The following is an 8,276-nucleotide window of genomic DNA, read 5'->3' on the forward strand; positions in this document are numbered from 1 at the left end:
GAGGCCGGTGCTGTCGAGGCGGGTGCCGGTGCGGGGCGTGGCGCCGCGGGGCGCCGTCGCCGACCCGTCGAGGCGGACGCGGAGGTGCCGTACCCGATGAGGACGTTGCCCGACCCCGCACGCTCCTCCTGCCGGTACGCCTCGTGCTCGGTCTGCGCGGCGGGAGCCTGCGGCGCAGACGCGGTCTCCTCACTGCCGGGGTCGGCGACCTCCAGCACCGGAGCCCCGACGTCGATGGTGTCGCCGGGCGTGCCGTGCAGCGCCGTCACGACGCCCGCGAACGGCGAGGGCAGTTCGACGACGCTCTTCGCGGTCTCGACCTCGGCGATGGCCTGGTCGGTCGCGATCGTGTCGCCGACGGACACCAGCCACTGCACGAGGCCGGCCTCGGTGAGTCCCTCGCCGAGGTCGGGGAGGCGGAACACGCGGGTCGCGGTCTTCACCGGGGTGCTCATGCTTCGTCCTCCCAGTGCAGCGTGTCGATCGCGTCGAGCACCCGATCGACGTCCGGCAGGTACCAGTGCTCGAACTTCGGCGGCGCGTAGGGGGTGTCGAAACCGGTCACCCGCCGCACCGGGGCCTCCAGGTATTCGAAGCAGCGCTCGAACACCCGGGCCTGGATCTCGGAGGCGACGCTGACGAATCCCGGGGCCTCGGCGATCACGACCGCGCGTCCCGTGGACCGCACCGCCGCGGTGACCGTCTCGTCGTCGAAGGGGGAGAGGGAGCGCACGTCGACCACCTGCACGCTGCGCCCTTCGCCCGCGGCGACCTCAGCCGCCTCCAGCGCGAGCGGCACGGAGGCTCCGTACGCGAGGAGGGTCACGTCGGTGCCCTCCCTGGCGATGCGCGCCGCGCCGATCTCCGCCGTCACGGCGGTGTCGACCTCGCCCTTCGACCAGTAGAGCTTCTTGGGCTCGAGGAAGACCACCGGGTCCGGCGCGGCGATGGCCGCCCGGAGCAGCGAGTAGGCGTCCTGCGGGGTGGACGGGCTCACGACGGTGAGGCCGGGCGTGTGCGCGTAGTACGCCTCGGACGAGTCGCAGTGGTGCTCGACGCCCCCGATGCCGCCGCCGAACGGGATGCGGATCACGAGCGGCATGCGCATCCCGCCGCGGGTGCGGTTGCCGAGCTTCGCGACATGGCTGACGATCTGCTCGAACGCGGGCAGGGCGAAGGCGTCGAACTGCATCTCGACCACGGGGCGCATCCCGTTCATCGCCATGCCGACGGCGGTGCCGATGATGCCGGACTCCGCGAGCGGGGTGTCGAAGCAGCGGTCCTCGCCGAAGCGGGCGGTGAGTCCGTCCGTGATGCGGAAGACGCCGCCGAGGGCTCCCACATCCTCTCCGAACACGACCACGTCGGGGTCGGCGGCGAGGGCGTCGGCGAGAGCGCGGTTGAGGGCGGCGGCCATGGTCATGGTCGTGGTGGTGCCGGCGTCCGTCGCGACCGGCGTCTCGTGCTCGGCGATGGTCATCGGGGGCCTCCGGTCGTCATCGTCTCGGCGGGGTGGGAGCGCTCGATCTCCTCCCGGAGGAGCTGCCACTGCTCCTCACGCTGCGGCGAGCGGGTCGCGGTCACGAAGCGGAAGAGGTCTTCCGGGTCGAGCTCCGCATCGGTGTTCAGGGCGGTGCGCATGGCGGCGGCGATCTCCTCCGCACCCGCGGCGAAGCGCTCTTCTGCCTCGTCGTCCAGCGTCCCCGTCGCGGTGAGGTGCGCGCGCAGGCGGAGCAGCGGATCGCGGGCGAGCCAGGCCTGCACCTCCTCGCGTTCGCGATAGCGGGTGTCGTCGTCGGCGTTGGTGTGCGCCTGCATGCGGTACGTGTGGGCCTCGACGAGAGAGGGGCCGCCGCCGGCGCGGGCGCGGTCGACGGCCTCCGTGAGCACCGCGAGGACCGCGGCCACGTCGTTGCCGTCGACGCGCTGTCCCGGCATGCCGTAGCCGACCGCCTTATGGGCGAGGGAGGGGGCGGCGGTCTGCCGGGAGAGGGGGACCGAGATTGCGAACTCGTTGTTCTGCACGAAGAACACGACGGGCACGTGGAACACCGCCGCGAAGTTCATCGCCTCGTGGAAGTCGCCCTCGCTCGTCGCGCCGTCGCCGCAGAGCGCGAGCACCACGGTGTCCTCGCCGCGGTGCTTCGCCGCCTGCGCGAAGCCGACCGCGTGCAGCAGCTGGGTCGCGAGTGGGGTGGCCTGCGGGGCGACGCGGTGCGCACGCACGTCGTAGCCCGAGTGCCAGGCGCCCTTGAGGAGCACCATCGCCTCCGCGGGAGCGACGCCGCGGGCGATCACGGCGACCGAGTCGCGGTACGTGGGGAAGAGCCAGTCGGTGTCGCGGAGCACCATCGCCGCGGCCACCTGGCAGGCCTCCTGGCCGTGCGACGACGGGTAGACCGCGAGGCGGCCCTGGCGCACGAGCGCGCCGGCCTGATCGTTGATGCGGCGGCCTTCGACGAGGCCGCGGTAGGCCGCCAGCAGGACGTCGGCGGCGGGGAGCGCGTAGGTCTCGTCGGGGAGGGTGGTCCCGTCCTCGGCGACCAGTCGTACCGCGGTGTCCCGCGGGAGCATGTCGTGGGGGTGCATCCGTCCGCCTTCCTTGCCGAACTCGATGAGGACAGCATGCCGCGCGTGTGACAGTCATCCAAGATCCGTCGCAGGATCGTGGACGATTGCTCGCGACATGCCACAATGGCTTACGAAATGTCAGGATTTCCCGGACGGGAGAGGGGTGCCATGGCGGCGCTGGACGAGACGGATCGCGCGATCCTCGCGGAGCTGCGGCGGGATGCGCGGGCGTCCATGACCGCGATCGCCGAGGCGGTGCACATCTCCCGCGCGGGGGCGCATGCCCGCATCAAGCGGCTCACCGACGCCGGGGTGATCACCGGGTACACCGTGCGCACCGACCCCGTGCTGCTGGGGCATCACGCGAGCGCGTACGTGACCCTCGCGATCGAGCAGGCCACGTGGCAGGAGGTGAGCGCGCGGCTCCGGGTGATCCCGGAGATCGAGCACATGGCGCTCGTCGGCGGCGACTTCGACGTGCTGCTGCTCGTGCGCGCCAACGACGCCCGCGACCTGCGCCGCATCGTGCTGGAGGACATCCAGGCGATCCCGTCGATCCGCTCGACCCGGACGATCCTGATCTTCGAGGACTTCGACCGGGCGTGACACTTGTGTCCTGCGACGGGGGTCGTTGGGGTGCGACGGGCGTCGGTGCCGCGGGTCGTGGGTGGGGTACGGGGGTCGTGCCGGGAAGCGGCGAATTCGGCGGCGGCATGTTGTGCGGATGGTGTTGTGATGTGGAGGGTTGATCACGGGTCTGTTCGTGTGCAGGAGGAGTCCGTCGCGCATACTGGAATATCTCTCTGAACAGGGGTAATCGGGCCTCGCAATGTCGGCGGCCCTCTGTTGAATCGTCGTATGGAAGGCACCCCGGTAGCGGTTCTCGACGACACGGTCGTCGCTCTCGACGCCGTGCTGCAGTCCGGCACCGTGGGCGCTCTCGATGCCGGGGCGATGATGCACCTGCTGCGGGTCGCGGGCGAGATCCAGCGACGCGTGGAGGCCGTGATCGTGGAGGCGGTCGCGAGCGTCGATCCGCGTCCGGCGGGATCGGGGGAGCCGGCCTTCTGCGGCCGGTTCGGCTGTCGCTCGATGAACGAGCTGCTGCAGCGGGTGCTCCGCACCGACGGCGCGTCCGCCGCGCGGGTGGTGAAGGCCGCGCGGTTGGTGCGACGCGAGGTCGACCTGTCCTCCGGGGAGCGGCTGCCGGCGCGGTGGCCGGCGCTGCGCGAGGCCCTCCTCGACGGGGCGCTCGGCTTGACCGGGTTGCTGGCCGCGACCGGGCCGATCGAGCAGGCCGGCCCTCGCGTGCGCCTCGCCGACCGCTGGGAGGCCGACGCGTATCTCGCGGAGGTCGCTCGTGGCGAGGAGAGTTGCGACGGTGCCGAGAACAGTGATGGCGCCGAGAACAGTGATGACGCCCAGAACGAGCCCGGTCCGGCACCGACGCCCGAGGATCTGCGGGTGCGGGCGCAGCTGATCGTGCAGTACCTCGACCCCGACGGCGCGGAGCCTGCGGAAGACATCGCGCTGCGAGCGCGGGGTGTGGTGCTGGGGCGCGCCAAGGACGGCGTGATCCCGGTCCGGGGCGCACTGCTGCCCGAGGTCGCGGGGCAGCTGCAGCGGATCTGGGACGCATATCTGAACCCGAAGGTCGATGGTCCGCCGCTTCCCGGCGTCCACTTCGTGCCGTCCGCGGTACTCGAGGATTCCGATGCCGAGCAGCGGAACACGGCGGTGTCCCCGGACGACGATGTGCTCCCGGCCGGCGACCCCGGCGGGATGGTCGACGGGCGCACGCGGGCACAGAAGCAGCACGACGCGCTCGCGGCGGCTCTGGGGATCGCGGCCCGGCACGACGACATGCCACGGCTGGGCGGTGCCGCCCCGACACTCGTGGTGACGGTCGGCGCCGAGGACTATGCCACGGGGCGCGGCTGGGCGCGGATCGAGGGCGCCGAGACGCCGGTGTCGACGCGGGTCGCTGCGCACACGGCGTGCGGAGGGACAGTCCAGCGGATCGTGCTCGGCGCCGGAGGAAGGATCGTCGGGCTCGGGTCGAGCGACCGGATCTTCACCCCCCGCGCAGCGCCGGGCGATCGGCGTGCGGGACGGTGAGTGCCTGATCCCCGGGTGTCACGTCCCCGCCGCCTGGTGCGAGATCCACCACGTCACGGAGCACGCGCACGGGGGTCCGACGCACACCGACAACGGGGTCGCGCTGTGCTGGCACCACCACCGCACACTGGACACCTCGGGGTGGCAGATCCGCATGCGAGAGGGAGTGCCGCAGGTGCGAGGGCCGGCGTGGTGGGATCCGAGGCGACGATGGCGCACGCCGCGCCTGACGCTTACCGGCTCCCCGGACCGGACGGGGTCCCGATTCGCTCACGCGGGACCGGCCCGGGAGCGCATCCTTCGCGCGGGGACATCTCCGGCGCGCTCCGCGACAAGTGCGGCGGGAAGGGCCGACCGAGAATGAGAAGAAGACCGGCGTCCGCGCCGTGACCCGCTCGAAGGAGAGACACCGATGTCCGATTCCGCCGTTCCCGTAGCCGTCGACTCCGGATCCGCCGATGCCGCGGCGACCGCCGCCGCTGCGCTGCTCGACCGCATCCAGGCCCCGCAGGGCGAGGGGCGCGAGATCCCCGACGCCGCGACGCGGGAGGTCATCGGACGCGCGCCCGTGGCCACGGTCTCCGACCTCGACGACGCCATCGCCCGCGCGAAGGCCGCGCAGCCCGCGTGGGAGGCGCTCGGACACGAGAAGCGGAGCGCACTCCTCCTGGCCGCGGCCGACGCCATCGACGCGAACGCCGAGGGGCTCGCCTACCTCCTGTCGCGGGAGCAGGGCAAGCCGCTGAACGGCCCCAACGCGCGGTTCGAGCTCGGCGCCTGCTCGGCCTGGCTGCGCACCAACGCCACCACCGTCCTGGAGCCGCAGGTGCTCGTCGACGACGAGACGCTGCACGCCGAGCTCGTCTACAAGGCGGCCGGTGTGGTCGGCGCCATCGGGCCGTGGAACTGGCCGCTCATGATCACGATCTGGCAGATCGGTCCGTCGCTGCGCATGGGCAACACGGTCGTCGCGAAGCCCAGCGAGTACACGCCGCTGAGCGTGCTGGCGATGCTCGCGGTGATGAACGACGTGCTGCCCGCCGACGTCCTCATCGGCGTCTCCGGCGACCGCGAGGTGGGCGGCCGCCTCGCCTCGCACCCCGACATCGCCAAGATCATGTTCACGGGCTCCACCGCGACAGGGCGCCGCATCATCGAGAGCTCCGCGGGCAACCTCGCCCGCCTCACGCTGGAGCTGGGCGGCAACGACGCGGGCATCGTGCTCCCCGGCACCGATCCCTCCGCGATCGCGGAAGACCTCTTCTGGGGTGCGTTCATCAACACCGGACAGACCTGCGCCGCCATGAAGCGCCTCTACGTGCACGACTCCGTGTACGACGAGGTCGTGGACGCGCTCGCCGCGATCGCCGCGCAGGTGCCGATGGGCAACGGGCTCGACGAGGGCAACGTGCTCGGACCGCTGCAGAACCGCCCGCAGTTCGACATCGTCAGTCGCCTCGTCGACGATGCGCGCAGTCGCGGCGCCCGGATCGTCACCGGTGGCGAGCCGGCCGCCGAGCTCGGCGAGCTGTTCTACCGGCCCACCATCGTCGCCGACATCGACAACGACGCAGCGCTCGTGCAGGAGGAGCAGTTCGGTCCCGCGCTTCCCGTCATCCGCTACAGCGACGTCGACGAGGCCTTCGCGCTCGCGAACGCGCTCGACGTGGGCCTCGGCGCCTCGGTGTGGGCGAGCGACCCGGAGGAGGCCCGCGCCGTCGCCGCGCGCATGCAGTCCGGCACGGTGTGGATCAACTCGCACGGCGGGCTGCACCCGATGGTGCCGTTCGGCGGCGTGAAGAGCTCGGGCTACGGGCTGGAGTTCGGCGTCGAGGGGCTCAAGTCCGTCGCCGTCACCCAGGTCGTCTCCGGACCCGGCCGGAAGGCGTGAACGTGACCGCGGCGAACAGCGGCGCGGTGCGCTCCGCGATCGTCGTCGGGGCCGGCACGTCGGGCGCCATCGTCGCGCGGCGTCTCACCGATGCCGGTGTCGCGGTGACGCTCGTCGAAGCGGGCGGCTACGACACGAACCCGGCCATTCACGACCCCTCGCGGGCGGGTGAACTCTGGCACTCCGCCGAGGACTGGGACTTCTTCACCGTGCCGCAGCCGCACGCGGCCGGTCGTCGGCTGCATCTTCCTCGCGGCAAGGTCACCGGTGGGTCGCACGCGCTGAACGCCATGATCTGGGTGCGCGGCGCGGCCTCCGACTACGACGCGTGGGAGGCGGCCGGCGCGACCGGATGGGGCTGGGCCGAGGTCGAGCCGATCTACGACGCGATCGAGAACGACCTGCTGCCGGTGACCGACGACTACGCGCTCGCGCCCATCCAGGCCTCGATCATCGACGCCGCCGTCGAGGAGGGGCTGCCGCGCAACCCGAACTACAACGGGGGCACGCTCGACGGGGTCTCGCAGGAGCAGGTCACGATCACGGACGGCCGCCGCGTCAACACCTGGACCGCCTATGCGCAGCCCGTCGCCGACCGGATGACGATCCTCACCGGTCGCGCCGTGCACTCCGTGATCGTGCGCGAGGGTCGTGCGGTCGGCATCCGGCTGGGGGAGGGCGACGACGCCGAGGAGGTGCTCGCGGACGAGGTCATCCTCTCGGCGGGAGCACTCGGCACTCCTGTCATCCTGCTGCGCTCGGGCATCGGTCCCGCCGCGGAGCTGAGTGCCCTCGGCATCCCCGTCGTGCACGACGCCCCCGCCGTGGGCAAGAACCTGCACGACCACCTCCTGTCGCCGGTGATCTTCGCGACCGAGAAGAAGCCCGTCGGCCCGCCGCAGCCGGGGGTCTCCGTCACGCAGAGCCACCTGTTCTGGCGCAGCCGCGACGGCCTCGCGCAGCCGGACACGCAGCCCATCCACTTCTCCGTCCCGATGTGGGGAGAGCTCGAGCCGAAGGGCACCGACGGGTTCACGCTCATGGCGGGCCTGGTGACGCCGTACAGCCGCGGCGAGCTGCGCCTCACCGGTCCCGGCCTCGACGATCTGCCGCACATCGACCTGGCAGCGCTGGAGGATCACCGGGACGTCGATGCCCTGGCCGCCTCGGTGCGCCAGTGCCGCCGCATCGGCACGCAGCCGGCGCTCGCCGAGAAGTGGGGTGCGGTCGAGGTCTACCCCGGGCCGGACGTGGCGGACGACGACGTGGAGGAGTGGGTGCGCCGCACCGCCATCACCTACCACCACCAGGTCGGCACCTGTCGCATGGGCTCCGACCCGGAGTCCGTGGTCGATCCGCAGCTCCGGGTGCGCGGGATCGAGGGGCTCCGGGTGATCGACGCCTCGATCATGCCGACCGTGCCCACCGGCAACACCAACGCACCCGCGGCCATGATCGGCGAACGCGGCGCGCGGTTCCTCCTCGCGGACTGAGGGAGGGCGGCGAGGGGACGCGGGGCGGTCACGGCATCTGTCGCGTTCGCCCCGCGCTCCGGCGTGTCAGCGCGTGAGCAGCGTCAGCGCCACGAGCGCGAGGGCGACGAGACCGAAGCCGGTCGCGAACACCGTCAGCGCGAGCGGGAGTCCGCCGCCGGGCAGCGGCCCGCGCGCCCGGGCGGTGAGCACCGCGGTCGTCC

The 8,276-nt window shown here is 72.2% G+C and carries 7 protein-coding genes; 4 read left to right on the plus strand and 3 right to left on the minus strand.

The window, feature by feature from the left end:
- The 3 genes from D8M34_RS17405 to D8M34_RS17415 form a co-directional block, all read right to left on the minus strand.
- A partial coding sequence (locus D8M34_RS17405; RefSeq protein WP_342343183.1) for a biotin/lipoyl-containing protein occupies positions 1 to 455 on the minus strand: 455 nt, incomplete at its 3' end.
- Positions 452 to 1,480: an alpha-ketoacid dehydrogenase subunit beta gene (locus D8M34_RS17410; protein ID WP_025103847.1), complete on the minus strand. Its 1,029-nt coding sequence runs from the start codon at positions 1,478 to 1,480 to the stop codon at positions 452 to 454. The genes D8M34_RS17410 and D8M34_RS17405, both read right to left, overlap by 4 nt.
- Positions 1,477 to 2,589, minus strand: coding sequence for a thiamine pyrophosphate-dependent enzyme (locus D8M34_RS17415; protein WP_126894649.1), 1,113 nt, complete (start codon positions 2,587 to 2,589; stop codon positions 1,477 to 1,479). Before D8M34_RS17415 ends, D8M34_RS17410 begins: the two co-directional genes overlap by 4 nt.
- Before the next feature lie 150 nt (positions 2,590 to 2,739).
- Between D8M34_RS17415 and D8M34_RS17420 the strand changes: the two genes are divergently transcribed.
- The 4 genes from D8M34_RS17420 to D8M34_RS17435 all read left to right on the plus strand — a co-directional run bounded on the left by D8M34_RS17420 (position 2,740) and on the right by D8M34_RS17435 (position 8,073).
- Positions 2,740 to 3,177: an Lrp/AsnC family transcriptional regulator gene (locus D8M34_RS17420; protein ID WP_174235405.1), complete on the plus strand. Its 438-nt coding sequence runs from the start codon at positions 2,740 to 2,742 to the stop codon at positions 3,175 to 3,177.
- A gap of 252 nt (positions 3,178 to 3,429) precedes the next feature.
- Entirely contained in the window at positions 3,430 to 4,689 is a 1,260-nt protein-coding gene (locus D8M34_RS17425) for a DUF222 domain-containing protein (protein WP_126894650.1), read from the plus strand.
- A gap of 412 nt (positions 4,690 to 5,101) precedes the next feature.
- On the plus strand, positions 5,102 to 6,580 hold the full coding sequence (locus D8M34_RS17430) for an aldehyde dehydrogenase family protein (RefSeq protein ID WP_238695708.1): 1,479 nt from the start codon (positions 5,102 to 5,104) through the stop codon (positions 6,578 to 6,580).
- Positions 6,581 to 6,606: 26 nt separating this feature from the next.
- A complete protein-coding gene (locus tag D8M34_RS17435) occupies positions 6,607 to 8,073 on the plus strand; it encodes an FAD-dependent oxidoreductase (protein ID WP_164498193.1) in 1,467 nt (488 codons plus the stop codon).
- The last annotated feature ends 203 nt before the right edge of the window (positions 8,074 to 8,276 follow it).

Source organism: Microbacterium sp. HSID17254 (genome assembly GCF_003989315.1).
Classification (GTDB): Bacteria; Actinomycetota; Actinomycetes; order Actinomycetales; family Microbacteriaceae; genus Microbacterium.

Bases quoted from the DNA above. Each gene is read 5' to 3' on its own strand.
- D8M34_RS17420 (WP_174235405.1), top strand. From the start codon at position 2,740: ATGGCGGCGCTGGACGAGACGGATCGCGCGATCCTCGCGGAGCTGCGG.
- D8M34_RS17415 (WP_126894649.1), bottom strand. From the start codon at position 2,589: ATGCACCCCCACGACATGCTCCCGCGGGACACCGCGGTACGACTGGTC.
- D8M34_RS17410 (WP_025103847.1), bottom strand. From the start codon at position 1,480: ATGACCATCGCCGAGCACGAGACGCCGGTCGCGACGGACGCCGGCACC.
- D8M34_RS17425 (WP_126894650.1), top strand. From the start codon at position 3,430: ATGGAAGGCACCCCGGTAGCGGTTCTCGACGACACGGTCGTCGCTCTC.
- D8M34_RS17430 (WP_238695708.1), top strand. From the start codon at position 5,102: ATGTCCGATTCCGCCGTTCCCGTAGCCGTCGACTCCGGATCCGCCGAT.